Below are 21,705 nucleotides of genomic sequence, written 5' to 3'. Positions count from 1 at the left end.
ACTTCGAGAGGACGTCAGGAGAGCTACCGGCCCGAGCAGGGTCACGGCTCCCGGCGTCCTCTTCTGCGTTCCGGGTCTGAGCCGAGCTCCCCGACGAACATCCCACCTACGGAAGGAGTCCGTTCCGTGCTGCCCAACCAGACAAGCACGACCGCCGCGACTACCCGACCGCTCCTCGCTCCGTCCCGTCCCGGCGATCTCGTCTACGGCGATGTGACGCCCGCGTACCTGTCCCTGCTCGGCCCTGGTGCTGTTGTCTCGGCCGTCCGCTTCCTGGCCGATGGGCGAACCCTTCGCCTCACCTTCGTACGCGAGTACGGCGCCGAGCTGTGGAGCGTGCCGGGGCTGAACGCCCGAGGGCTCACCGACGAGGAGCTGAGCCGAGATCTGGCCTGTGTGGTCTACGCCCCCGAGTACAGCTCTGCCGACTGGCGACGGAGCCTGAGAGACAAGGAGACGCCCGAGTGAGCGACGGCAAGAAGAAGCCCGCACCCTTCAAGGTCCAGTGGGAGAAGTACGTTCTCCGGCGAGCGAAGCTGAAGAACTCAACTCACGCCCTGGTGGGTCTGGCGTACATCGGCTACGCCAACCCGGACGGCACGAACAAGCGACCCCCGGCCATGAAGACGATCGCCGAAGACCTCGGACTGTCCGAGCGAACCGTAGAGCGAGCGTTCGAGGGGCTGGAGGCTGCGGGGCTCATCGAGCGACTGACCCGAGGAGTCCCCGGCCGAGCGAGTCACTGGCGCTTCGTGATCCCCGACGAAGACCCGACAGCCCTGACGGGTGTTTCCGAGGAGAAGGAAGACCCGACAGTCCTGACGGAGACACCCGACAGCCTTGACGGGAAGACCCGACAGCCCTGTCAGGAAGACCCGACAGCGGTGACGGCGTACCAACACAAGGACCAACACACCACCAACACACCTACCAACACAGTAGGTGTGTTGAAGGAAGACCCCTGGGAGTTGGCCGCTCGTATCGACCTGATGGAGCGCGAGTCTGCGGAAGCCGTCCGACTCGGCATGGTCGACCTGAAGGCAGCGGCGAAGGAAGCCGTACCGGCCTGATGCGACGGCGGTAGGAAGTGGGGTCGCGTTCGCCCCCACAAGCCGAAGACGACTTCGCCCCAGAGCCTTACCGCCGTTGCCCTTACTCCCTACCGCCGTTGCGCTTGAACCTCTGGCGCTTCGGCTTGCTCCTTCAACCGCCGACGCACTCTCTCCGCACGCCGAGGACCGCCCTCGTCGCTGCGCTCCTCGTCGCGGTGGCTGACCCCCACCACGGCACCGACCGAACCAAGGAGACCCGAACTCGATGAACGACTTCGCCTGTGGCGCCTACGACTGGATCACCCCGCCCTCGTTCGACGACGAGCTGAAGACCGAGCCTGCCGAGTGCGGACACTCCGAGCACCGGCGCCTGAAGCTGCGCGAGGACAAGCCCGTACGCGTCCTCTGTGGCGAGCCTGCCGACTTCCGCGAGACCGACATGAGCCCGATGTGTGACCGGCACCGTGCGGCTCTGCGGATCGCCAAGACCGACGAGCACGGGAGGCGAGAGCTGGAGTACCGGAAGAAGGACCCTGCCCGCCCCTTCGCCCCCGGCTTCACCTACGCGATACGGCTTCCCTCCGGCCTGGTCCGCATCGGCAAGGCTGACCGGCTCGACCTTCTCCTTCGCCGCTTCAAGGCTCACCACAAGAGCTACGGCGGACGCGTCGAGGTGCTGGCCGTCTACGAGGGAGGTGAAGACCGAGAGATGATCACGCACTACCTGTTGCGCGACTTCCGGGTGACCTCCCTGGGCGAGACCTTCTACGCCGACTTGGCCTTGATCTCGTTCGCCACCCGAGCCGACATCCACCCCGAGGCTCAGCACGTCGTCGACTACTACAACGCATGGGCCGACGAGAGCCCGTGAGCGCCTGTCTCCCTGGCGATCTCTCACCCCCTGGCCCACAACCACACCAACCGTCTTCAAGCCGTCCCAGCACGTACGGGGCGGCTTCCTGCATGTCTGGAGGTACCTCCCCCGTGTTCATCGCATCCCACCTGCACCACGCTGCCCGAGACGCCGGCGAGCACCTGGCAACCCTGCTCGACTCCCTCACGGCTTCGGCTGTCGACGTCCGGCTGATCTCCGCCGACGCCAACCAGTCCCGAGAGTCTGCCCGTTGGCTCGTCGTCGAGGTGCACGCCACCCGCAACCACCACGCCCCCGACGTCGAGTCTCCCGAGGCCGTGGCTGGCGTCCTCCCCCTCGTTCTCGACCTGATCGAGGGTGAGCCTGTCCCCGGCTTCGGCATCGTCTCCACGGCCCGTGTGGCGTCTCTCCGCCCTGTCCGTGAAGGCGTGTCCGTGGCGTTCCGTCTGTACGTCGAGGGCGACCCGAACCCCCGCTTCCCGCTCGACACCCGCTCGTACGCCCACGCCGAGGAGGTGGCCGCGTGACCCTGGCCCTGATCTGTGAGACCTGCCCGAACCCGATCGAGCACACCGGCGAGCGTGGCCCTGCTCCTCGGTTCTGCGGCTCCTGCAAGCTCGACCGGCACAACGCCCGGCAGCGAACCCGGTACGTCCGGAAGGGTTACGGTCCGCGCCCTGGAGCCGTGAAGCACTTCGAGGGGAGGGCGTACCCGTCCGGCCTGGTCCTGGTGAAGCGCATCCCCGGCGACAGTGACCGGGCCTGGTTCCAGTGCGGCGACCATGCCGTGAAGCTCCTACACATCCGGGCGGTAGTCGACGGCAAGACCGTGAACTGTTCGAGCAGGGACTACCACCCCGACCCGCGCCGCACGTCGACCCCCGCCTACTCGACCGTGCACCACCGGAAGGCGTCTACCGAGGGACCGGCCAGTGAGCACGACTGCTGGCGATGCGGACGACAGGCGGATGACTTCGCTTACCGCCACGGCGACCCGAGCCCGCTCGTCCAGCTCGACGGCAAGGACGCGGGCATGCCGTACTCCGACGACCCCGAGCAACTGGCACCCCTCTGCCGTAGCTGTCACCGGCTCTGGGACGAAGCCAAGGAGCGGACGGCTGGCACTGGCCTGTCCCTGGCGCACATCGCCCTGTACGCCGCAACAACCCACGACACGAAGGAGGATGCCGCGTGAGCACCCGCCGCACCTACGCACTGACCAACGACCCGACCGAGCTGGAGCGCCGAGAGCTGGAAGCCCTGTGCTTCGCCTGCGCTCGACCGCTCCCCGAGGACGCCGCCGCGCACCGACAGTTCTGCGATGCGACGTGCCGACAGAGACACCACCGCTTCGCCTCGGGGGGTGCTCTCTGATGGCGTGGTCTTCCAGTAACCGCCGAAGCCGACTCCCGAAGGACTGGGCGAAGATACGGGCTCGGGTGCTCCGGCGAGACAGCCACCAGTGCACCGTCATGACCGAGAGCGGCCGTTGCCCGAACCACGCGACCGAGGTGGACCACATCCGGCCCGGCGACGATCACAGCATGAGCAACCTTCGGGCGATCTGCTCCCCGTGCCACAAGGCGAAGTCGAGCCGCGAGGGTGGGCAAGCCCTGGCCCGGAAGCGTCGGGAGATCGAGCAGCGGTTCAGGCGGACCGAGAAGCACCCCGGAGAGCTGTAACCCCAAGCGATGTCACGTTGACCCCCCGGACTGGCCCCAGAATTTCGGCCGGTTCGGGGGGTCTTCTCTGCGTTGACCTGCGGTTTCGCACCCCCACCCCTGCCTGTCCGGGGGATGTCACGATGACCCTGGGACGGTGGCGCGATGGCAGGCGCTAAGACGCGTCGGTCTTCTGGCCGTCGCTCAGGGGGTCATCCCCCACCCCTCGCGCTCGACTCGGCACACGTCGACAGCCACTAGGACGGCCGAGAACGGACTGAGCGCGTCTCTCGCGGCCGATCACTCACACACCGGCCCAACTCCTCAGCCACTCACTCAACGGCCAGTACAACGGCACACAGCGGCATGACGCAGACGGACGCAGCCAACCGCTGTGAACCGCATCACATCGAGCTCTCTCGGGCTTGACAGACTCGACCGACTCAGGAGAGAACCGAAGCCGCACGGAGTAAGTCTGGATCTCTTGGCTCGTCGAGAAAAAGCACGCCGCGATGAGCGAGGGAGACGGCGCCGGGGCGGGCGACGCCGGGTCCGCCGCCGACCAGGGCTTGCATGGTCGCGGAGTGGTGCGGGGCGCAGTACGGGGCGGTGTCGATCAGCGGTCTGCCCGGCGGCAGCAGCCCGGCCACCGAGTGGACGGCGGTGACCTCAAGGGACTCCTGCCGGCCGAGCGGGGGCAGGACGCCGGGCAGCCGCTCGGCGAGCATGGTCTTGCCGGCGCCCGCTGGTACACAGTCTTCAAGGAAGGAGAAGGGGAACCGTGATACCAGCCCAGGGCCGCCCGATGCGCGCCGCCATATATTGCCGCCTCTCGCGAGACGACGACTCCTCTACTTCTATAGCTACGCAGGAAGCCGACGCACGTGCCTGGTGCCAGCTTCGCGGCTACGAAGTGGTCATGGTCCGGCATGACGTAGGGGTCAGCGGGAGCATCCGGCCGGAAGAGCGCAAGGGGTTCCGCGAGATTCTGTCCGCGCTGAACGGCATTGACGTTGTGGTTGCCCGCAGCATCGACCGTTTCTCGCGCGTCACTTCGCACTTCGCTTCGCTGGTCGAACTACTGGACAAGCGCGGCACGACCCTTGCCGATGTGCATGGACAGGCCGACCTGACGTCACCGTATGGCCGGTTCGTCGTAACGCTCATGGTGGCGTTCGCTCAGCTTGAGCGGGAGACCATCCAACAACGGATTCTGCGCAGCCGCGTGGAACTGCGACAGGGCGGCAAGTGGTTGGGCGGAGCCGCACCTTACGGCTATCGCATCGTGCCGGATGGCGAAGGGAACAAGCGGCTGGACATAGATGAGGAAGCCGCCGCCGTTCTGCGCGAGGTAATCGATCGTATCTGCGACGGTCACACGCTGAGTGCCGAAATCGAGCGCCTGAATTCCTCGGGAATCCTATCGCCCGGCGATTATCGGAAGGTTCAGCGCGGGGAAGAGTTGGGCGAGAAACGCGCTAAGTGGACCTACTCCGCGCTGTATCAGCATCTGCGAAGCGAAGTGCTGCGCGGGTATCGCGTGCAGGGAAAGCGCGATTCGCGCCGTGTGGTCCGTGACAGCGAGGGAAAGCCGGTCCGGGTCGGCCCTGCGCTGATCAGCGACAGCACGTGGCGGACGCTACAAGCCACGTTGGACGCGAACAGCGTAGCCACACAGCGCCCCCGGAAAAAGGCAACCATGCTGCTGCACGTGGCCTGGTGCACCGCATGCAACAGCCACATGCACTACAACACACGGGTCTACAACGGCCGCCGCATGGATCAGTACGTCTGCCAGGCTGCGCGAGACAAGAGCCTGCGCCATCGCTGTAGCGGAAACAGCGTGAACGCCGAGCGCCTTGAATCCGCTGTCGAAGAATGGCTGCTGCGCACGTTCGGGAACATGCCCTATGCGGAACGCGTGTTGGTCGGCGGGAACGACAGGGCAGCGGAAATCGAGGAACTAGAGGCAGATATCGCGGAGTTGGCCGAATCCCTGGTTGGTCTGCGGGGTGCTGCGAAAGCCGCTGTGCTCGCTCAACTCGAAGCCCGGCAGGAAGCCTTGGAGGAAGCGCAGGCGGAGCCGGTGAGCGAGCCGGAATGGCGCTGGGTGCCGACCGGCGAAACTGTGGCTGAGCGCTGGGCTGCCGCCGATACAGCGGGGAAGCGGCTGTTGCTGCTGTCTATGCGGATTCGCGCCAGCGTGGGGCCTACGACTAAGCGGCGCTGGGACCCTGAGCGTGTCGCCATCGGCGTACACATTGACGACCCTGCGGCGGAGGCTGCGGAAGCCGTCCTACTCGAAGAATTCCTGAGCGACTGAAGCAAAAGGGGTCGGAATTCCGGCCCCTTTTGTGATTTCCGTCACATTTTCATATTCCCGCTTAACGGCAGGCGGGAATTCTGCTGAAATAGAAACAGGCAATTTCCGAAGGGAGGCACACGAAGTGCGAATCATCGAATCTGCTGCCGCTGGCGACGTTGACGCTACGGCCGAAGTCCTGCGCGAAGCGGAAAGCCTGATCCGCGAATACGCCGACAGCGAGGAAGAGCGGCAGTCGGCCCGTGTGGCGCTGTGGGCTTCGCTGCCGGGCTTCCAGGGCGACGACTGGACGGCCTACGCGCGCAGCGTGCTGGAGACGCGATGAACAGCGAGGCGGGATATCGGGACCTTGAGTTCCAGTACGTGACGGCGCGGCTTAACGTCCTGTACGCCCGCGTAAGGGCCGGGGAGGCTTCGCCGGTACTGCGGGAGCGGATAGCGCGGCTGGAAGCCCTACAGCAAGCCTTGTGCGGCTTCCCTGAAGCGCTGGCGGCCTAACGGCCCCGACCATCAAGCCCCCTGTCTGGGAAACCGGGCAGGGGGCTTTCTCGTGCCCTCAGACGGCCCTGTGACGGCCGTTCAGGGGAGCCCGCGACTGACTGTCCGGGGCGGCAGGGAACGGCGCTGAGACGGCCGTTGGCGGGAACGGCCGACTGTCAGACCTGACGATCAGTCAGGAAGGCGCTACGCCGCTCTGAGTTGCTAGGAGCGGGGCGCACAACCAAGAAGTCCAGCGGCGCGGTGAAAGCGACTCAGGCAGCCGTACAGGGCTCCCAGCGAGGCGAAAGGCCGGACACGCAGCGAGGCGGAACCCATAACTGATTTATGGGATTTCTCTACAGCGCGGAACGGCGAGTGGTGAAGTGCTCAGCCGGTCATCAGCGGATACGTACTCTGACCTGCACAGAGTGGTGAAGTGGTGAAATGGGGTCCCGCCAGCAACCAGGATAAAGAACTATAGCCCGATGGCTGGGTGAGCCTCAGATCACCACTTCACCACTCCCCGCTGAAAATACTTTGCCAATCCTTTACCGAGCCTATCCGAGAAATCCCGCCAAAACGGCCGTCTCGGGGCTTTCGACTGGCTAGAGGATTAGTGAGAGGGGTTGAGGTATCTCCCCCTCGCTCGCTGCAAGGCCAGGAATGCGCAGCACCACAGACCCCCCAAGCGACAGGGTAATCAGTCGCATCCCGTCAGCCCCGCACTTGGGTTGAGCGCGTGTCTGTCTTCTGGCCTTGACAGTTCCGCGTTCCCTGAGTGCGGGGCTTTTCTTTTAAGGCCAGAATCGAGCTTTCTATGAACGTCCGGTCTAGGTATCAGATGGCGCACCGTCGAGTGGACAAGGCACACGGCCTTGCCAGGCATAACGCCTGCGTCTGGTGCGGACTTGATGCCCAGGATCACGCCTACACCCACAACGACCCGAACGAGATTCGCGCTGGCGGGCGTGTGTGGTCCGAAAACACGAATTACTACGTTGCGATGTGCCGTCGCTGTCATACGTCATTCGACTGGGCACACAAGCAATTTTCCGGCGTAGCCCTACAGCGCGAACTTGAGCGGCGCAAGCGTGAGGCAGACGCGCGTGTCAGCGATGAAAAGCGCAAGGCTATGGCGGAGTCTCGGGCAAGGGCTATCGAGGCCGCAGAGACTTGGTACGCGGAAAACGGCTGGGACGACGGCCCTACCTGTATCCCGTCTCGCGCTGCTGCAAAGGCCGCGCATGAGCGGATCAGGCGGGCGTACGAACACAACGCGCAGCTACGCGCTGAGAATCGAGAGGAATGAGGATGCGAGACTTTCTGCATGGCGAGGGGCTAGGTAAGCGTTACGGCCGGGTTTCTCGGCGTCGGGAGAAGGCCGTTCACAAGCTTCTGGTGCGTGCCTACGAGCGGAATGCGCAGGAGCGGGAACGTGCCGGGCAGTGAGGGGCTTGCCCCGTATGCAGCACATCAAGCCCTGAGTGTCCTGGAAGCCCACACGATCACGCCAGCGGACGCCAAGGAGCGCGCAGAGGTTTTCCGCTCCCTCGCCGTACTCAGCGAGCTTGCACAGCTCTATATGGAGGCGACCGAGAATGACTCTTAGCGATAGGCAGAGGGAATACCTCCCGGCCTTCCGCGAGATTCTGCCCCACGTGTCCGAGGATAGACCAGGGGCATCGGTCAGTGTCGGCAGGCTGTGGCGCGCTATGAACTATTGGGCTGTTAAAAACGGCACGCGCACTCTTCCCCTAGGCGTCGCATACGCTTTGATCCGCGAGGCTGGCTACAAGATCCAGTCTACGAAAAGGGGCAAGATTGTGCACGGCCTTGCCCTAACTGCTTACTCGCCTCCGTATGTTCCGTAGGGGCGAGTACCACCTACTAAAAAAGTAGGTGCTCAGCGGGGAGCCATGCCCCGGTAACTCCTCATGCCTCTTACCGGGTATGGGCGCGATGCCCGCCCGGTAAGAGGCACTGTCTTTGGCCTACGGGCCTTTCTACTGTCCCCGCGAATCCGAGATGCGATGTCTCGGCGCTGAGGCGATCTCAGGCATGTGGTGGACGTTTCGACCTGTTCACTAATACCTGAATCGAGATATCACGAATGGCTATTACTCTAGCTCAGTCCGCCCTGCTATCTCAGGATGACCTACAGCGGGGCGTTATCGAGACTTTCGTTCAGACCTCCCCCATTCTCGACCGGCTACCGATGCTTCAGGTCGAGGGAACGCACTTCGCCTACAACGAAGAGGCGACCCTTCCCGGTGTTGAGTTCCGCGCTGTGAATGAGGGCTACAGCGAGTCGACCGGTACCGTAAACCAGCGCATTGAGAACCTGGTTATTCTCGGCGGTGACGCTGACGTTGACCGGTTCATTGCTAAGACTCGTAGTGACCTGAATGACCAGCGCTCGGTTCAGACTCAGATGAAGGTCAAGGCAGCGAGCATGCTGTTTTCTGACACCTTCTTCAACGGCGACACTGCCGTGAACCCGAAGTCTTTTGATGGGCTTCGGAAGCGGCTTACTGGCGCTCAGGTTCTCGACGCTGGCGGGGTCGAGCCGGTCTCTGGCGGATATGACTTCTTCGACAAGCTAGACGCCCTTGTCGGTGCCGTTCCCGGTATCAACGCGCAGAATGGCGCTATCTACATGAATGGCGCTCTGCTGGCCAAGGTGCGATCCGGCTACCGGCGACTGGGCGGAGGCGAAATGCTGATGACCGATATCGTCGGCAAGTCCGCTCCGGCCTGGAACGGCATTCCGATGTTCGATGCTGGCCAGCGTGCGGACGGCACGGACATTCTCCCGGCCACTGAGATTTACGCGGTCCGTTATGGAAACGGCGAGGCCGACCAGGCGGTGAGCGGGCTTACGAACGGTGGCGTTGACGCTTACGACCTAGGCGAAGCCCACGACAAGCCGGTTTTCCGCACTCGTGTTGAGTTCTACTGTGGCATTGCCGTTTTCGGTGGTCGCGCTGCGGCTCGCCTGACGAACGTTGGTGCCTGATGGTTTCTGCCCCCTGGTCTGTTCAGGCCGGGGGGCTTTCCTTTTTGGATTCGACCATGAGAGATCACAGTGTTAGCCCGTTCTGCCAGATGTGCAGTCGGCCGCACCTGCCGGATAAGCCAGCGGTCGTTTCTGCGTATTACCCGCTGTCTCGTGCTGAGCTGATAGCGCTTGGTCGCAACCCTGACTTCCCTGGCTACCGGAAGTCGATGTGTGCCGACTGCTATCGGGAGCGCAGAGGCGTTCGCTGACGCAAGGGACCCCAGAATGCCGGCGTTTTGGGCCACCCCATCTGACCTGGCATTACTCCAATCCGTAGCTTCGCTGGCCTGTGTGCTGGCGTGAAGGAGAGTTTTCGTGATCGCTGATGACTGCGCACCCTCGCACGCTGAGTCCCTGGCCGAATGCCTTACCTACGCCCACGATTACGCCGACGAATTGCGGCGCATCCTCGCTGAGGGAAAGCCCGACCCTGAGAGAGCGGCACAACTGGTGCAAGCGATCCGCAACATGTTGTGTGCTGCGGAAGAGGAACTAGACGCCCTGGACGATTGCCAAGAGGTTATGGACGGCATAGCCGAGATACGGGGGCTCAGCGACGCGGAGCTATACCGGGCCATCACTGACACCCCCGCCGACCCCCGCTGAGTCCATCGGACAGGAGTAATGCCAAGGAAACCTAGAACACCATGCAGTCAGCCCGGATGCAGTGAGCTGACTAATGGCGGTCCGTGCCCAAAGCACAGACGCCAGCGTGAAGCGCAGCGAGGCAGTGCCAGCGAGCGAGGCTATGACCTTGCTTGGCAGCGGAAGCGAAAGGCTTACCTGTACGCAAACCCGTGGTGCACGCTGTGCGGTCGGCAAGCCACGGTCGCTGACCACTGGCCGCTGAGTCGAAAGCAATTGAAAGCAATGGGTGAGCCGAACCCTGATGCGCCTAAGCATCTTCGACCATTGTGCAAGCCTTGCCACGACCGCGAGACGGCACGGAATCAGCCTGGAGGCTGGGCAGCCGAACGGCAGACGCCTAAGCGGTTCGGTTGATTGCTGCCTGAGCGTCGGTCGGCTAGATGCTCGCTTGAAGTCACCCCCCCCCTGGGCATATGGCCCCTTTCAAAATTGCGCGAAACCGGCAGGGAGGCATCGCGCCCACATGGCTATTCATCTTGTTTTCGTCACGGCCTCTGGGTGCGCCGCTCCCCCAGGAATTCCACCACCCGTCATCACACTGCCCTTGCGCTGTGGCGCTCCGGCATTTCCCCATGTCCCGTCACTTGAGAAAGGCTCGTTTCCATGCCCGCACATCGAAAGCCCTACCTTCAGGCTGTGCGTGAGGGAACCTTCCGGCCGGACCGGCAGTCGGAAGGTATTCGCTTCGCGCCCACGACTCCTGTTGAACCCGATTGGGAGTATCTGATTCCCGGCCGTACCAAGTCAGCGCGCAGGATGCGAGACGATGCTGCCGATATCTGGTCGCGCACTGTTCCGGCCCTGGTTGCTTCGGCTGGCCTCACGGACACGCAGGCTCTTGCCGCTGTTGAGTACGTGATGACTGCCGTTCAGCTTCGAGAGGTTAACCGGCAGATCAGCGCGGACGGTTTCACGGTTCCTGGTGCTCGCGGTGAAAGCAAGGTTCGTCACCCGCTGCTGTCGAGTGTGCCGCAGCTTCGAATGGCGCTTATTCGGCTTGCTGGCGAATTGGGGCTCACCCCTTCCGCTGCTGCGAAGCTTGTTGCGCCTGATTCCAGCGAGGATGAGGAAGACATCTGGGACTGAGGCGCGTGACTACCGATTTCAAGGCGCGCCTAGCGCACTTCCTTACGCTGCCTGACGAAGAGTTGAGCCGCCCGCTGTGGGAGATTCCATGGGCTCAGCGGAAGGCGTTTCTGTCAGCGCGTGAACGTCGCCGTTATGCCGGATGGAAGCTGACCGCCGAGGATGGCGAAATTTACCAGCCGAGTGAGGCTGCGGAGATTGTGACGGAATGGAGCCCAACCGAGTGAGACTGACCTTCACGGACATTGTCCGCTACGTGGCCTTGCTGGCGGCCATGTCTATTTCGTTTACGACACAGCGGGAGCTAGCGCTGACACACGGCGTGCCCGAGTCCGTGGCGTTTGCCGTTCCGCTGGCCATTGACCTTTATATGATCTGGTCTGTCCGGTCGCGTAAGGACATTGCCCTAAGCGTGGCCGTTGCCGTGGCCGCGAATGTGGCCGGTGTCCTTACGACGGAATCCTTGTCTGCTGTGGGCACTTGGGTTGCGGCCGGTCTACACGCGGTCTTTCCGCTGACCGTCTGGCGAATGCACCGCGCGGAAAGCCCTGAGCGCCCGTCTGAGCCATTGCCGGACAGCGAGACGGACAATGACCGGACCTGTACAGCCAACGGCCCGCAGATGGCCGCACAGAGCCTTACGGCCGTGGCCGACAGTTGGCCGCCGGATGACCTGTGGGCTGATTTCGAGAACACGGAAGCGGACAGCGCGCCGGACATGCCTACGGCAACCCCGCCTTCCGCTGAGGACATTCGGGCTGCCGTGGCCGTTCTGGAGTCGCGGTATGGCCGCCCTGTGACCGGCCGAATTCTGGCCGACCATTTCGGCGTGTCCGAGCGGACCGGCCGTCGCTATCTGGCAATGGCCGCATGACGAAAGCCCCGTACCTGAGCCGGTGCGGGGCTTTTTTCGTTGGCGTGTGAGCGGCTAGAACCCTGGTTTGATCTGAATGGAGTACAGCGCGATGACCGCAACGGCGCACGCTATTCCTTCCGGGGGTATCGGGTGCCTTTTTCGTCGGTGACTTCAGCATCCGTCATGTTCTGGACCTCAACTCGCAGCATGGGCCACGGCATGGGTCCGGTCTCGTTGCCGTCATGGAAAAGCATGTGCCGGACATAGGCACCGACCACAAAGCCACGCTCAGCTAGGCCACTAATGTGCGCCTCCATCATCTTCTCTGCGTCACGACTCTCCCGGACGGTTACAAGATCTCCGGAGATATCCATGAGATCTTTCACCAGATCCAGAAACTCAATGACCATCGCTTCGTCATCATCCGGCAGATGATCCGGGATGCCGAACTCAAACGTGACGCTTTCTTTAAGCATGTTCCACAACGGGTTTCCCCGTAGGATTAGCTGCAACACCTTCGGCTGCGGGTAGAGCGGGTCTGGGACTAGACGCGGGCGGTTCGCATACGAGCCTGTTAGGGAGCGCACCCAACCCTCATGTTCTGACTTGATTTTCTTCAGCAACTCCACTGTGTAGTGATTGGGCTGATCGTCTACGCGCTTGTGATCCTTGCTGCAAAGCAAGATCAGGTTGGAGTGGTGATTGAGCTTGTCCTCAGAAAGTCCACCCGCTCTCGGACCGCCACTCGAACGGGCGACTATATGAGCCTCTTCACCGAATATGGATGGATCGTCGGAAGCTGTGCCGGGTGTAACGACCTGCGCTTTGCAGATGGCGCACATACCACCCGCCTGCACCCACAGGATTTTTCGATTCTTCTCGGAAACACCCATTCCCCATCTCGCCGAGTCGCGCTGGACTGCCCGTCACTAAGCATGGCGGAAACGTCGGGCGCAGTTGCTGCATTCAGCGAGGAATGAGGGCGGCGCGCTACCTGATGGCATGTCAGGCCGCCACTGCTGCGACCGTCAGCCCGCAGAAGCCCTGAGCGGCCGTCTGAGCGCCTGCGGACGGCCTACGGGGACCAGGGGCCAGGCAGCCTGCCGTAAGCCGCCAGAGGGCTTCTGACGAGCCTTCAGGCGTACACAGCGAAGCCCCTACCCACTGGTCCGCAGGCAGGGGCTTCCTCGCGGTTCACTCAGTCCGCTGCCAGCCGTTCGCCCCTCATGCGCGCAACGTTGATCGCGTCCGCCAGGCACTCGGCGGTGCGCCGCAGCATGAACAGCGCTTCATCCCGCGTCAGCCGCGCTCCCGGTGCGTACATGGGCTTCACAAGCCCCAGCACGGTTTCCGCGTTCGTCAGCGTCTGCTCTTCCACGTTGTCCGCCATCAGCGACAGGAGGCTGTTCGGGTCGTCTGACGAGAGATAGGCGGGCTTGCCGCCCTCAGTCCGCCACGGAAGACGGCGAAGTCCGGGGATCGCTTCTGTACGCTCGCTCATAGGACACGCTCCGATCGTGTCTGAGCCCCTGGACCGTCCCTAGGCCGGATGGTTCAGGGGCGCTTGCCTTTCGGCTACTCAGCCTAGTGGAAGCTTGCTATAGCTCGCTATCTCTAGCCGTAAATCGCTGTAGCACTGAGGCTTGATCATGTGGAGCTAGACCCGACCCGCGCGAAGTGGACGCAGATTGCCGCCGAGATTGAACGGCGCATTGCCGCTGGCGAGTATCCGGCGGGATCGAAGCTGCCAGGAATCCTCGCGCTGTGTGCGGAGTTCGGTGTAGCTCAGGTGACGGCGCGTAAGGCGCTGGCCGACCTGCGGGAGCGTGGCGTCATCAGGACTGAGAACGGCATCGGGTCGTTCGTCCTGTAGGGCATAACCGCAGGTCAGGGGCCGGTTCCCCGCCCGCTGGTACTCTTACTCCATCACTGTGTACCTGCGCCTGGCGGTCCCTCCAGGAACAGGTGGTGTCCGCCGGCCGCGGCGACCTGGAGAGCCGTGCGGGCGGCGTGCTGGCCGACGACGTCGGCGAGGTCGTGCCCGTGGTCGTCCTGGGCGGCGCCGACGCTGTGCAGGAAGGTGGCCTCGCCGGTGCCGGGCATGCGCAGCCCGGTCAGCAGCGGGTCCGGGCGGCCGGCCTCGCCGGGCTCCTCCTGCGGCACGGGTTCGTCGGCGAGCACGGCGATCAGCTGCCGCAGGCTGCGGATGCCGAGCACCGACATCCCGGGCACCAGCGACGCCTCGGCGGCGGCGCACTCGGGCACCACCACCTGCTCGTAGCCGGCGTCCGCCGCGGCCAGCACGGCCGGCAGGATGCCCCGTACCGGCCGCACCCGGCCGTCCAGACCGAGTTCTCCGATCATGACCACGTCGGTGAGCGTGCGGGGGTCGATCCGCTGGGCGGCGCCGAGCACCGCGCAGGCCACGGCGAGGTCGAAGCCGCTGCCGCCCTTGGGCACCGAGGCAGGGCTCAGGCCCACCGTGAGCTTCTTCTGCGGCCACTCGGCGCCGGAGTTGACCACCGCGGCCCGCACCCGGTCGCGGCTCTCGCTCAGGCTCTTGTCGGGCAGGCCCACCAGGGTGAAGGCGGCGACGCCCGGTTCCAGGTCGGCCTGGACCTCGACGACCACGCCCTCGACCCCGACGAGCGCCACGGAGCAGGTCCGGGCGAATCCCATCAGGCCACCCCCCGCACGTGCTCGACACGGGGCGCTCCGCGGCGGGGCAGCAGGACGCCGACCAGGTCGATGCGGACGCCGCCCGGGGGTGCGCCTCCGTGCTGGGCGATCCAGCGTTCGGCCAGGGCGCGCAGCCGCCGGGCCCTGGCCGGGGTGATGGCGGCCATCGGGTGCTCGAAGGCGTCCGTCCTGCGGGTCTTGACCTCGCAGACCACCAGGACGTCGCCGTCCCGGGCCACGATGTCGATCTCGCCGCTCCTGCCGCAGCGCCAGTTGCGCTGCAGGACGGTCATGCCCGCGCCGCCGAGCCGCCGGGCGGCGAGATTCTCGCCGTAGCGGCCGAGTCCGTTGCGTGCCTTGCTCATGTCGGCACCACCTCCGGGGTCCACGATGGCGCCGGGCGGACCCCGGTGGTGATCTTGGTGGGTTACTCCGCGGTTGTGGACAACCCGGTCACCCGGAAGGGGGGTTTACGCCCTGGGACACGGGGCGAGACCCCGGGACACAGAGGCCAGACCCCAGGACACAGTGGGCGAGACCCCGACTGCGAGCACCCCACCCGTCACCCGCCGGGCAGCTCCAGATCGCTCTTGTTCAGCTCCTCGATGTTCACGTCCTTGAAGGTGAGGACGCGTACCTGCTTGACGAAGCGCGCCGGCCGGTACATGTCCCACACCCAGGCGTCGGCCATGGTCACCTCGAAGAAGACCTCACCCTGGACGGAGTGCACCTGCATCTCGTAGTCGTTGGTGAGGTAGAAGCGCCGCTCGGTCTCGATCACGTATTTGAACAGACCGACGACATCGCGGTACTCCCGGTAGAGCTTCAGCTCCATCTCGGTCTCGTACTTCTCGAGGTCCTCGGCGCTCATGGCATGTTCCCCTTCAGCCGTACGGTCCCCCCATTGTGCGCCAGTACCGTGAGCCACTAGACGATTTCGGTGTCCAGCAGCACGGGCCCGGCCGGAGGACCTTCGTCGAGCAGCGTGCGCAGCAGCTCGGCGAGTCTGGTCGGATACACCGTCTCATGAGCGCGGGCCAGTTCCTGACACGTCCACCAGCGTGCTCCGGCGACACTGCGCCGTTCCAGCTCGGTCAGGGCGGTGGGGGTGGTCGCCGTCCGGGTGGTGCGGGCCAGGTAGTACCACTCGTCCTGGTTCCAGCGGCGGCCGGCGAACGGGAAGGAGCAGCGGCGCTGCCACAGCACCGGGCCGAGCTGGACGTCGGTGATGCCGGTCTCCTCCGCGAGTTCCCTCAGTGCGGCCTGTTCACGGGTCTCATCGCTCTCCAGGCCGCCGCCGGGGGTGAACCACCAGTCGTCCGCCGGGTCGCCCGGCTCGTGGCCGTGCAGCAGCAGGATGCGGTCGTCCGGGTCGAGCAGCACCACCCGGGCCACCTTGCGCATCTCTCCGTCCAGCGGAAGGGGCTGGTCAGCGGGCACCGGCGGGCTCCGTCCGGTTGCGGGACCGGGAGCGGCCCAGCCAGGTCGCGACCGGCCCGTAGGCGGCTCCGCCGAGGACCAGCACGGCTCCGGCCACGACGAGCCACACGATGGTGCGCAGCGGTCCCGGCGTGGACAGCTCGCCGAGTTCGGCGAACCCGCTGGGGCGCTCCAGCATGCCCTTCATCGGCCAGACGACGGCGTCGACCCGGGCGGTGACGTCGGCGCGGGAGACGGTGCCCCGGGCCGCGTCCTGCAGGTGGGCGGTGGAGTCCAGCGAGCCCTGGCGTTCGTCGCCCAGCAGGAACAGGCGTCCCTCGGGCACCTTCACCACCGGGAAGTCCGTGATCTCGGCGGGGCCGCCCTTCAGGTAGGGCTCGTCGATCTGCTTGCCGTTCACGGTGAGCTTGCCGTGCGTGCAGCAGGAGACCGTGTCCCCGCCGACGGCCACGACGCGCTTGACCACGGGGGCGTTGTCCGCCCAGGTCCGGTCGTGGAAGACGACGACGTCCCCGCGGCGCACCTCGTCGCCGTCGACGCGCTGGGCCAGCACCCGGTCGCCCACGCCGATAGTCGGGGTCATGGAGCTGGTGGGCACGGTGTACGGCCGGTAGACCACCGCGCCCCACGCGAAGCCGCCGAGGAACAGCACCAGGCCGAGGGCCACGGCGAGGCCGGACAGCCGCTGTCCGGTTCTGCCGCCCGCGGGGGTCCGTCCGGTGCCCCCGCTGTGCGGGGCCGTACGTGTCGAGCTCTCGCCACCCATGCCCATGGACCCGCACCCTACCCGGCGGTACCCGCGGCGGTCAGCCCCGCTCCCCGAGGAAGATCACAGCTCCACAGGGGCTTCACGGCGCCGGCGGTGCGCCGGGTCAGCGGGAGCCGGCGGCCGTCGTGCCGCTGCCGTGCGCGGTGCCGGTGTGCGGGGTCCGCCTGCGGCGCCAGAGCACCAGCGGCACGGTCGCGCTGAGCGCCACGGCGCCGGGAGCGACCGTCAGCGCGGACGCCGCCGACGGCGTCGTCTGCCGGCCGAGGCCGGGCTGGTCGAAGGTGTCGGGGACGGGCAGGGTGCCCCAGCGGGTGACGGGCCAGGCGCGCACGATGGCACGGCCGACGACGTCCTTCACCGGGACCATGCCGTGGTGCCGGTCGTTCTGGTTGTAGCGCGAGTCCCGGCTGTTCTGCCGGTGGTCGCCCATCACCCAGACATAGCCCTGGGGCACGGTCACCTTGAACTGGCCGCCCTGGTCGTCGTAGCTGCAGGGGGTGTTGCCCGGGTAGATGTACGGCTCGTACAGCGGGTGGCCGTTGACCTTGACCGGGCCGGTGCCCTCGCACTCGACGGTGTCACCGCCGACGCCGATGACCCGCTTGATCAGGTCCTTCTCCTCCGCGGACGGCATCAGGCCGATGGTGCTGAGGATCCGCTGCAGCGGGTTGGGACGGGGCGTGGGCTCGCCGGCCAGCCAGTTGTCCGGGTCGTGGAAGACGACGACCTCGCCTCGGCCGGGCTCGGAACCGAACCAGGGGGTCAGCTTGTCGACCAGGACCCGGTCGCCGCGCTGGAGGGTGTTCTGCATCGAGTCGGACGGGATGGAGAACGCCTGCACGAGGAAGGTCTTGATCAGCAGCGCCAGCACCAGAGCGATACCGATCAGGATCGGCAGCTCCTTCCAGAAGGACCGGGGCTTCTTCTCCTCCTGGGAGGGCTTGCCGGCGTCCTGCTGTGCGCTCTGGTTGTGCTCCGTCACCGTGCCGTCCTCGGCTGCGTCGCTCTCACTGCTCACGGTCACGGCGCCGTCCGCGGTGCGTCCGCGGTACTCCTCGCCGTCGCTGCCGGACCGTGCGCCCGCCGCCACATCCCCCACGCCAACTCCTTACTCCGTGCCGCCGCCTGAGCCGTATCCGGTGCAGGCCCACCACTCCCATAACGAGCGGGAGTTCCGCGGGGCTCGGGAGCTGAACCGATCCGCGTGGACCGTCAGGGGCAACCCTATGCGACAGCCGCTCGGCCGCGGCCGACCCCGCGGCCGCGTCGGGCACCCCGGCGAAAGTTTTGGGCTCTTCGAGCACACGCCAGTGGCTGAACGGCCACCCGATCAGCATCGCGCGCCCCACCACGGACTTCTCGGAGACCGTACCCCCGTACGGGGAGTTCATGTGGACCCGGGAATCGGCCGAATAGCCCCGGTGGTCGCCCATCACCCACAGGCGGCCCGGGGGCACGGTGATGTCGAACCGCTGCTCGGACGGTGCGTTGCCGGGGTACAGGTAATCTCCCTCGTCCAGGGGATGGCCGTTGACGGTCACCCGTCCCTGGGCGTCGCAGCACCTGACGTGGTCGCCGCCGACGCCGACGACCCGTTTGATGAGGTCCTTCTCGTCGGCCGAGGGCAGCAGGCCGATGAAGGTCAGGCCCTGTTTGATCTGCCGGACGACGACCGGGTCGTCCTTCGTCGCGGTCTGCTCGTCGCCCAGCCAGCCGCCCGGGTCGTGGAAGACGACGACGTCACCGCGGTGCGGGGTGGCGCCGAACCACGGGGTGAGCTTGTCGACCAGGACCCGGTCGCCGACGCGGATCGTCTCCTCCATGGAGCCGGACGGGATCACGAAGGCCTGCACCAGGAACGTCTTCAGCACCAGGGCTATGAGGATCGCGATGCCGACCAGGAGGGGGATCTCGCGGGCGGCCGAGCGCCTGCGCTTGCGCTTGACCTTGCGCTGCAGCTTGCGCCGCTCGGCCCGGGTACGGCCGCCGGCCGGTGCGACGGCACGCCGGGACGCCGCGGGCGGCGGGGTGCCGGCGGCGCGGCCGGATGCACGGCGCGGCCTGCCGCGGCTACCCATGGCCGCCGTCCACGGTGCGGGCGGCGGGCACCTGTGCGTAGGCGCCGGGCCGGGCCAGATGCGCGAGACGGCCGAAGGGCCAGACGATCCAGTCGGCGCGGCCGACGACGTCGTCCACCGGGATCATGCCGCCGCCCGGTGAGCCCAGGTGGTCGCGGGAGTCGCTGGAGGAGCCGCGGTGGTCGCCGAGGACGAACAGGGTGCCGTCGGGGACGACCACGTCGAAGGGCACGGTGGACGGGCGGTCACCGGGGTACAGGAAGGCCGACTCGTCGACCGGCCGGCCGTTCACCTGGATCCTGCCCTCCTTGTCGCAGCAGACGACGTGGTCTCCTCCCACCCCCACAACGCGTTTGATGTAGTCCGCGTGCCCGAAGTAGCCGGTGCCGTCGAAGACGACGACGTCGCCCCGGCGCGGCGACGCCCCGAAGCGGTACGCCACCTTGTTCACCAGGACCCGGTCCCCGATGTCCAGCGCCGGCTGCATGGAGCCGCTCGGGATCTGGAAGGGCTGCAGCAGGAACGTGTTGACCAGGAGCAGCAGCGCCAGGCAGATCAGGACGGCGAGGGTCGCCCGCCCGCCGGGGAGCCACTCGGCGATCCGTCCGGCCGGTGAATCGGCGATCCGTCCGGCCGGTGAAGAGGGCGACAACGAGGAACGCGACCGGTCCTCCGGCCCCTGCGGCTCCGGCGCCGGTCCGGCTCCGGAGCCGCGGGGGCGGGAGGAGCGGTCGCGCTCCGTCTGCTGTGGTTCGGTGTCCATCGGGGCGGAATGCTATCCCGCCCCGATGTGACCCGATGGAGCAGCGCTCAGCTCTCGCGCTTCTCCTTGATCTTCGCGGCCTTGCCGCGCAGGTCACGCAGGTAGTACAGCTTGGCGCGGCGCACGTCGCCCTTCGTGACCAGCTCGATCTTCTCCACGATCGGGGTGTGCACCGGGAAGGTGCGCTCGACGCCGACGGAGAAGGAGACCTTGCGGACCGTGAAGGTCTCGCGCACGCCGGAGCCCTGGCGGCGGATCACCACGCCCTTGAACTGCTGCACACGGGAGCGGTTGCCCTCGATGACACGGACGTGGACGTTGACGGTGTCGCCCGGGCGGAACGCCGGGATGTCCTTGCGGAGCGACGCGGCGTCGACGGTGTCGAGCAGGTGAGACATGTCGTCTGCTTTCTTCGCTGATGCCACAGGTCATCAGCGGCAACTAGGGATCTTCCATGAGACCGCCGCGCCGTCGGGGCGGGCGTCGTGTCCCCCTGTGGCAGGGGCGCACGCCGGACGCACGCGGGGCAGCGGCCTATTCTTCCACGTCGTCCACCCTGCGCCAAAATCGGCCGTACCGTTCCCCCTCGGGGTCCGGGACCCAGCCCAGGGCGGAGAGCGTCTCGCGGTCCTTCTTGTCGAAGGCCTTCGGGTCGCAGCGTTCGATCAGGTCCGGCCGGAAGGCCGTGGTCCGCTTCAGTGCCTCGTCGCGGCGCCACCGGGCGATCTTCCCGTGGTGGCCACTGAGCAACACCTCGGGAATCTCCCGGGCCCGCCAGCGCGGGGGCTTGGTGTAGACGGGGCCCTCCAGAAGGTTGGCCATGGTGCCGGGCGCGAAGGAGTCGTCCCGGTGCGACTCGGCGTTGCCGAGGACTCCGGGCAGCAGCCGGGCCACGGCCTCGGTGATCACGAGGACGGCCGCCTCGCCGCCGGCGAGCACATAGTCGCCGATGGACACCTCGTACACGGGCATGCGGGTGGCGTACTCGTCGAACACCCGGCGGTCGATGCCCTCGTAGCGGGCCGGGGTGAACACCAGCCAGGGGCGCTCGGACAGCTCGACGGCCAGTTCCTGGGTGAACGGCCGGCCGCTGGGGGTGGGGACGATCAGCGCGGGCTCGTGGGAGCCGGCCTCGTAGCCGTCGGCGAGGACGGTGTCCAGGGCCTCGCCCCACGGCTCGGTCATCATCACCATGCCGGGGCCGCCGCCGTAGGGCGTGTCGTCGACGGTGTGGTGCCGGTCGTAGGTCCAGGCGCGCAGGTCATGCACGTGCACGTCCAGGCGGCCCCGGGCGCGTGCCTTGCCGACGAGAGAGACGTCGAGCGGTTCCAGGTACTCGGGGAAGATCGTGACGACGTCGAGGCGCATCAGGAACCGTCCTGCCCGGCCTCGGCGTCGCGGGCGGAGGCGATCTCGGCCCGGTCGTCGATCAGGCCCGGCGGCGGTGCGATGACGGCACGCTGCTCCTCCAGGTCGATCTCGGTGACGATCTCCGCGACGAACGGGATCATCACCTCGCCGCCGTCCGGCCGCTCCACGATGAACAGGTCCTGCGAGGGCAGGTGCGAGATCTCGGTGATCCGGCCGACCGAGACGCCGTCCTCGGTGACCACGTCGAGGTCGATCAGCTGGTAGTCGTAGAACTCGTCCTCTTCCTCGGGAAGCTCGTCGGGGTCGACCTCGGCGACGAGGAGGGTGTTGCGCAGGGCCTCGGCGGCGTTGCGGTCGTCGATCCCCTCGAAGCGCAGCAGGAGGCGTCCGCTGTGGACCCGGCCGGAGGCGATGGTGAGCGGCCCGGCGGAGGGCGGGTCGGTGGCCAGGACGGCGCCCGGGGCGAGCCGCAGTTCCGGCTCGTCGGTACGGACCTCCACGGTGACCTCGCCCTTGATGCCGTGGGCGCGGCCGATCCGTGCGACTACCAGCTGCACTGTGGGTGAT

Annotated in this window: 28 protein-coding genes and 2 pseudogenes; 16 read left to right on the top strand and 14 right to left on the bottom strand. The window is 66.2% G+C overall.

All coding sequences use genetic code 11. The annotated features are described in order from the left end of the window. Positions 1-126 precede the first annotated feature (126 nt). From IE286_RS20625 to IE286_RS27300, 7 genes are all read left to right on the top strand, one after another. The gene (locus IE286_RS20625; RefSeq protein ID WP_189798252.1) at positions 127-468 is read left to right on the top strand and encodes a hypothetical protein; all 342 of its coding nucleotides are present in this window, start codon (positions 127-129) and stop codon (positions 466-468) included. Continuing rightward, positions 465-1,070, top strand: coding sequence for a helix-turn-helix domain-containing protein (locus tag IE286_RS20620; RefSeq protein WP_189798251.1), 606 nt, complete (start codon positions 465-467; stop codon positions 1,068-1,070). Before IE286_RS20625 ends, IE286_RS20620 begins: the two co-directional genes overlap by 4 nt. A gap of 247 nt (positions 1,071-1,317) precedes the next feature. After that, positions 1,318-1,923, top strand: coding sequence for a hypothetical protein (locus tag IE286_RS20615; RefSeq protein ID WP_189798250.1), 606 nt, complete (start codon positions 1,318-1,320; stop codon positions 1,921-1,923). Between the two features lie 113 nt (positions 1,924-2,036). Further along, positions 2,037-2,453 carry a hypothetical protein gene (locus tag IE286_RS20610; RefSeq protein WP_189798249.1) on the top strand — a complete coding sequence of 139 codons (417 nt, stop codon included), beginning with the start codon at positions 2,037-2,039 and terminating at the stop codon, positions 2,451-2,453. Beyond that, on the top strand, positions 2,450-3,121 hold the full coding sequence (locus tag IE286_RS20605) for a hypothetical protein (RefSeq protein WP_189798248.1): 672 nt from the start codon (positions 2,450-2,452) through the stop codon (positions 3,119-3,121). The genes IE286_RS20610 and IE286_RS20605 overlap by 4 nt, the downstream gene beginning before the upstream one ends. Next, positions 3,118-3,300, top strand: coding sequence for a hypothetical protein (locus IE286_RS20600; protein ID WP_189798247.1), 183 nt, complete (start codon positions 3,118-3,120; stop codon positions 3,298-3,300). The genes IE286_RS20605 and IE286_RS20600 overlap by 4 nt, the downstream gene beginning before the upstream one ends. Then, positions 3,300-3,608, top strand: a complete 309-nt coding sequence (locus IE286_RS27300; RefSeq protein ID WP_189798246.1) for an HNH endonuclease — start codon at positions 3,300-3,302, stop codon at positions 3,606-3,608. The genes IE286_RS20600 and IE286_RS27300 overlap by 1 nt, the downstream gene beginning before the upstream one ends. 467 nt (positions 3,609-4,075) lie before the next feature. Here the strand turns inward: IE286_RS27300 and IE286_RS20590 are convergent. Next, a pseudogene (locus IE286_RS20590) lies at positions 4,076-4,354 on the bottom strand (ATP-binding protein); the annotation flags it as partial. A 14-nt stretch (positions 4,355-4,368) separates the two neighbouring features. Here IE286_RS20590 and IE286_RS20585 point away from each other — a divergent pair. The 8 genes from IE286_RS20585 to IE286_RS20555 all read left to right on the top strand — a co-directional run bounded on the left by IE286_RS20585 (position 4,369) and on the right by IE286_RS20555 (position 12,056). Continuing rightward, positions 4,369-5,910: a recombinase family protein gene (locus IE286_RS20585; protein ID WP_189798245.1), complete on the top strand. Its 1,542-nt coding sequence runs from the start codon at positions 4,369-4,371 to the stop codon at positions 5,908-5,910. A gap of 124 nt (positions 5,911-6,034) precedes the next feature. Beyond that, on the top strand, positions 6,035-6,235 hold the full coding sequence (locus IE286_RS20580; protein WP_189798244.1) for a hypothetical protein: 201 nt from the start codon (positions 6,035-6,037) through the stop codon (positions 6,233-6,235). Positions 6,236-8,500: 2,265 nt separating this feature from the next. Further along, the gene (locus IE286_RS20575) at positions 8,501-9,406 is read left to right on the top strand and encodes a major capsid protein (protein WP_189798243.1); all 906 of its coding nucleotides are present in this window, start codon (positions 8,501-8,503) and stop codon (positions 9,404-9,406) included. A gap of 357 nt (positions 9,407-9,763) precedes the next feature. After that, positions 9,764-10,054, top strand: a complete 291-nt coding sequence (locus IE286_RS20570) for a hypothetical protein (protein WP_189798242.1) — start codon at positions 9,764-9,766, stop codon at positions 10,052-10,054. An 18-nt stretch (positions 10,055-10,072) separates the two neighbouring features. After that, on the top strand, positions 10,073-10,450 hold the full coding sequence (locus IE286_RS28030) for a DUF8602 domain-containing protein (protein WP_505014454.1): 378 nt from the start codon (positions 10,073-10,075) through the stop codon (positions 10,448-10,450). A 282-nt stretch (positions 10,451-10,732) separates the two neighbouring features. Next, the gene (locus tag IE286_RS20565) at positions 10,733-11,182 is read left to right on the top strand and encodes a P27 family phage terminase small subunit (RefSeq protein WP_189798241.1); all 450 of its coding nucleotides are present in this window, start codon (positions 10,733-10,735) and stop codon (positions 11,180-11,182) included. 5 nt (positions 11,183-11,187) lie between these two features. Further along, positions 11,188-11,409 (top strand): hypothetical protein, encoded by a 222-nt coding sequence (locus IE286_RS20560; protein WP_189798240.1) that lies wholly within the window; start codon positions 11,188-11,190, stop codon positions 11,407-11,409. Then, a complete protein-coding gene (locus IE286_RS20555) occupies positions 11,406-12,056 on the top strand; it encodes a transfer protein spdA (RefSeq protein WP_229863205.1) in 651 nt (216 codons plus the stop codon). The genes IE286_RS20560 and IE286_RS20555 overlap by 4 nt, the downstream gene beginning before the upstream one ends. Positions 12,057-12,166: 110 nt before the next feature. Here the strand turns inward: IE286_RS20555 and IE286_RS20550 are convergent, their stop codons facing one another. Together IE286_RS20550 and IE286_RS20545 are read right to left on the bottom strand one after the other, a co-directional pair. Then, a complete protein-coding gene (locus IE286_RS20550) occupies positions 12,167-12,931 on the bottom strand; it encodes an HNH endonuclease (RefSeq protein ID WP_189798238.1) in 765 nt (254 codons plus the stop codon). Between the two features lie 305 nt (positions 12,932-13,236). Continuing rightward, positions 13,237-13,539 carry a hypothetical protein gene (locus IE286_RS20545; protein ID WP_189798237.1) on the bottom strand — a complete coding sequence of 101 codons (303 nt, stop codon included), beginning with the start codon at positions 13,537-13,539 and terminating at the stop codon, positions 13,237-13,239. 150 nt (positions 13,540-13,689) lie between these two features. On the opposite strand from IE286_RS20545, the gene IE286_RS20540 reads away from it, so the two are divergent. Then, on the top strand, positions 13,690-13,911 hold the full coding sequence (locus tag IE286_RS20540; RefSeq protein ID WP_189798236.1) for a GntR family transcriptional regulator: 222 nt from the start codon (positions 13,690-13,692) through the stop codon (positions 13,909-13,911). A 62-nt stretch (positions 13,912-13,973) separates the two neighbouring features. Here the strand turns inward: IE286_RS20540 and IE286_RS20535 are convergent. From IE286_RS20535 to rimM, 11 genes and pseudogenes are all read right to left on the bottom strand, one after another. Then, positions 13,974-14,717, bottom strand: a pseudogene (locus tag IE286_RS20535) (magnesium chelatase domain-containing protein); the annotation flags it as partial. Beyond that, on the bottom strand, positions 14,717-15,082 hold the full coding sequence (locus tag IE286_RS20530) for a YraN family protein (protein WP_189798235.1): 366 nt from the start codon (positions 15,080-15,082) through the stop codon (positions 14,717-14,719). The pseudogene IE286_RS20535 and the gene IE286_RS20530, both read right to left, overlap by 1 nt. A 197-nt stretch (positions 15,083-15,279) precedes the next feature. Further along, a complete protein-coding gene (locus tag IE286_RS20525; RefSeq protein WP_014675276.1) occupies positions 15,280-15,588 on the bottom strand; it encodes a DUF2469 domain-containing protein in 309 nt (102 codons plus the stop codon). Between the two features lie 56 nt (positions 15,589-15,644). Beyond that, complete coding sequence (locus IE286_RS20520) at positions 15,645-16,121, bottom strand: NUDIX hydrolase (protein ID WP_189798273.1); 477 nt, start codon at positions 16,119-16,121, stop codon at positions 15,645-15,647. A gap of 25 nt (positions 16,122-16,146) precedes the next feature. Further along, positions 16,147-16,923 (bottom strand): signal peptidase I, encoded by a 777-nt coding sequence (gene lepB, locus IE286_RS20515; protein ID WP_189798234.1) that lies wholly within the window; start codon positions 16,921-16,923, stop codon positions 16,147-16,149. A gap of 106 nt (positions 16,924-17,029) precedes the next feature. Next, on the bottom strand, positions 17,030-17,908 hold the full coding sequence (gene lepB, locus IE286_RS20510) for a signal peptidase I (RefSeq protein WP_372462569.1): 879 nt from the start codon (positions 17,906-17,908) through the stop codon (positions 17,030-17,032). A 25-nt stretch (positions 17,909-17,933) separates the two neighbouring features. Continuing rightward, positions 17,934-19,004, bottom strand: a complete 1,071-nt coding sequence (gene lepB / locus IE286_RS20505; RefSeq protein WP_189798232.1) for a signal peptidase I — start codon at positions 19,002-19,004, stop codon at positions 17,934-17,936. Then, positions 18,997-19,767 (bottom strand): signal peptidase I, encoded by a 771-nt coding sequence (gene lepB, locus IE286_RS20500; RefSeq protein ID WP_189798231.1) that lies wholly within the window; start codon positions 19,765-19,767, stop codon positions 18,997-18,999. Before lepB (IE286_RS20500) ends, lepB (IE286_RS20505) begins: the two co-directional genes overlap by 8 nt. A gap of 47 nt (positions 19,768-19,814) precedes the next feature. Continuing rightward, complete coding sequence (gene rplS, locus IE286_RS20495) at positions 19,815-20,165, bottom strand: 50S ribosomal protein L19 (protein WP_125499450.1); 351 nt, start codon at positions 20,163-20,165, stop codon at positions 19,815-19,817. 136 nt (positions 20,166-20,301) lie between these two features. Further along, positions 20,302-21,135 carry a tRNA (guanosine(37)-N1)-methyltransferase TrmD gene (gene trmD / locus IE286_RS20490; protein ID WP_189798230.1) on the bottom strand — a complete coding sequence of 278 codons (834 nt, stop codon included), beginning with the start codon at positions 21,133-21,135 and terminating at the stop codon, positions 20,302-20,304. Next, positions 21,135-21,695, bottom strand: coding sequence for a ribosome maturation factor RimM (rimM, locus tag IE286_RS20485; protein ID WP_189798229.1), 561 nt, complete (start codon positions 21,693-21,695; stop codon positions 21,135-21,137). The genes trmD and rimM overlap by 1 nt, the downstream gene beginning before the upstream one ends. Between the last annotated feature and the right edge of the window lie 10 nt (positions 21,696-21,705).

It is taken from the genome of Streptomyces thermodiastaticus (assembly GCF_014656135.1).
Lineage (GTDB): Bacteria > Actinomycetota > Actinomycetes > Streptomycetales > Streptomycetaceae > Streptomyces > Streptomyces thermodiastaticus.
The sequence above is the reverse complement of the archived record's forward strand: the minus strand, read 5'-3'. Positions and strand labels throughout refer to the sequence as shown.

Bases quoted from the DNA above. Each gene is read 5' to 3' on its own strand.
- IE286_RS20615 (WP_189798250.1), top strand. From the start codon at position 1,318: ATGAACGACTTCGCCTGTGGCGCCTACGACTGGATCACCCCGCCCTCG.
- IE286_RS27300 (WP_189798246.1), top strand. From the start codon at position 3,300: ATGGCGTGGTCTTCCAGTAACCGCCGAAGCCGACTCCCGAAGGACTGG.
- IE286_RS20575 (WP_189798243.1), top strand. From the start codon at position 8,501: ATGGCTATTACTCTAGCTCAGTCCGCCCTGCTATCTCAGGATGACCTA.
- IE286_RS28030 (WP_505014454.1), top strand. From the start codon at position 10,073: ATGCCAAGGAAACCTAGAACACCATGCAGTCAGCCCGGATGCAGTGAG.
- IE286_RS20550 (WP_189798238.1), bottom strand. From the start codon at position 12,931: ATGGGTGTTTCCGAGAAGAATCGAAAAATCCTGTGGGTGCAGGCGGGT.
- IE286_RS20545 (WP_189798237.1), bottom strand. From the start codon at position 13,539: ATGAGCGAGCGTACAGAAGCGATCCCCGGACTTCGCCGTCTTCCGTGG.
- IE286_RS20530 (WP_189798235.1), bottom strand. From the start codon at position 15,082: ATGAGCAAGGCACGCAACGGACTCGGCCGCTACGGCGAGAATCTCGCC.
- IE286_RS20525 (WP_014675276.1), bottom strand. From the start codon at position 15,588: ATGAGCGCCGAGGACCTCGAGAAGTACGAGACCGAGATGGAGCTGAAG.
- IE286_RS20520 (WP_189798273.1), bottom strand. From the start codon at position 16,121: ATGCGCAAGGTGGCCCGGGTGGTGCTGCTCGACCCGGACGACCGCATC.
- lepB (WP_189798234.1), bottom strand. From the start codon at position 16,923: ATGGGTGGCGAGAGCTCGACACGTACGGCCCCGCACAGCGGGGGCACC.
- lepB (WP_189798232.1), bottom strand. From the start codon at position 19,004: ATGGGTAGCCGCGGCAGGCCGCGCCGTGCATCCGGCCGCGCCGCCGGC.
- lepB (WP_189798231.1), bottom strand. From the start codon at position 19,767: ATGGACACCGAACCACAGCAGACGGAGCGCGACCGCTCCTCCCGCCCC.
- rplS (WP_125499450.1), bottom strand. From the start codon at position 20,165: ATGTCTCACCTGCTCGACACCGTCGACGCCGCGTCGCTCCGCAAGGAC.
- trmD (WP_189798230.1), bottom strand. From the start codon at position 21,135: ATGCGCCTCGACGTCGTCACGATCTTCCCCGAGTACCTGGAACCGCTC.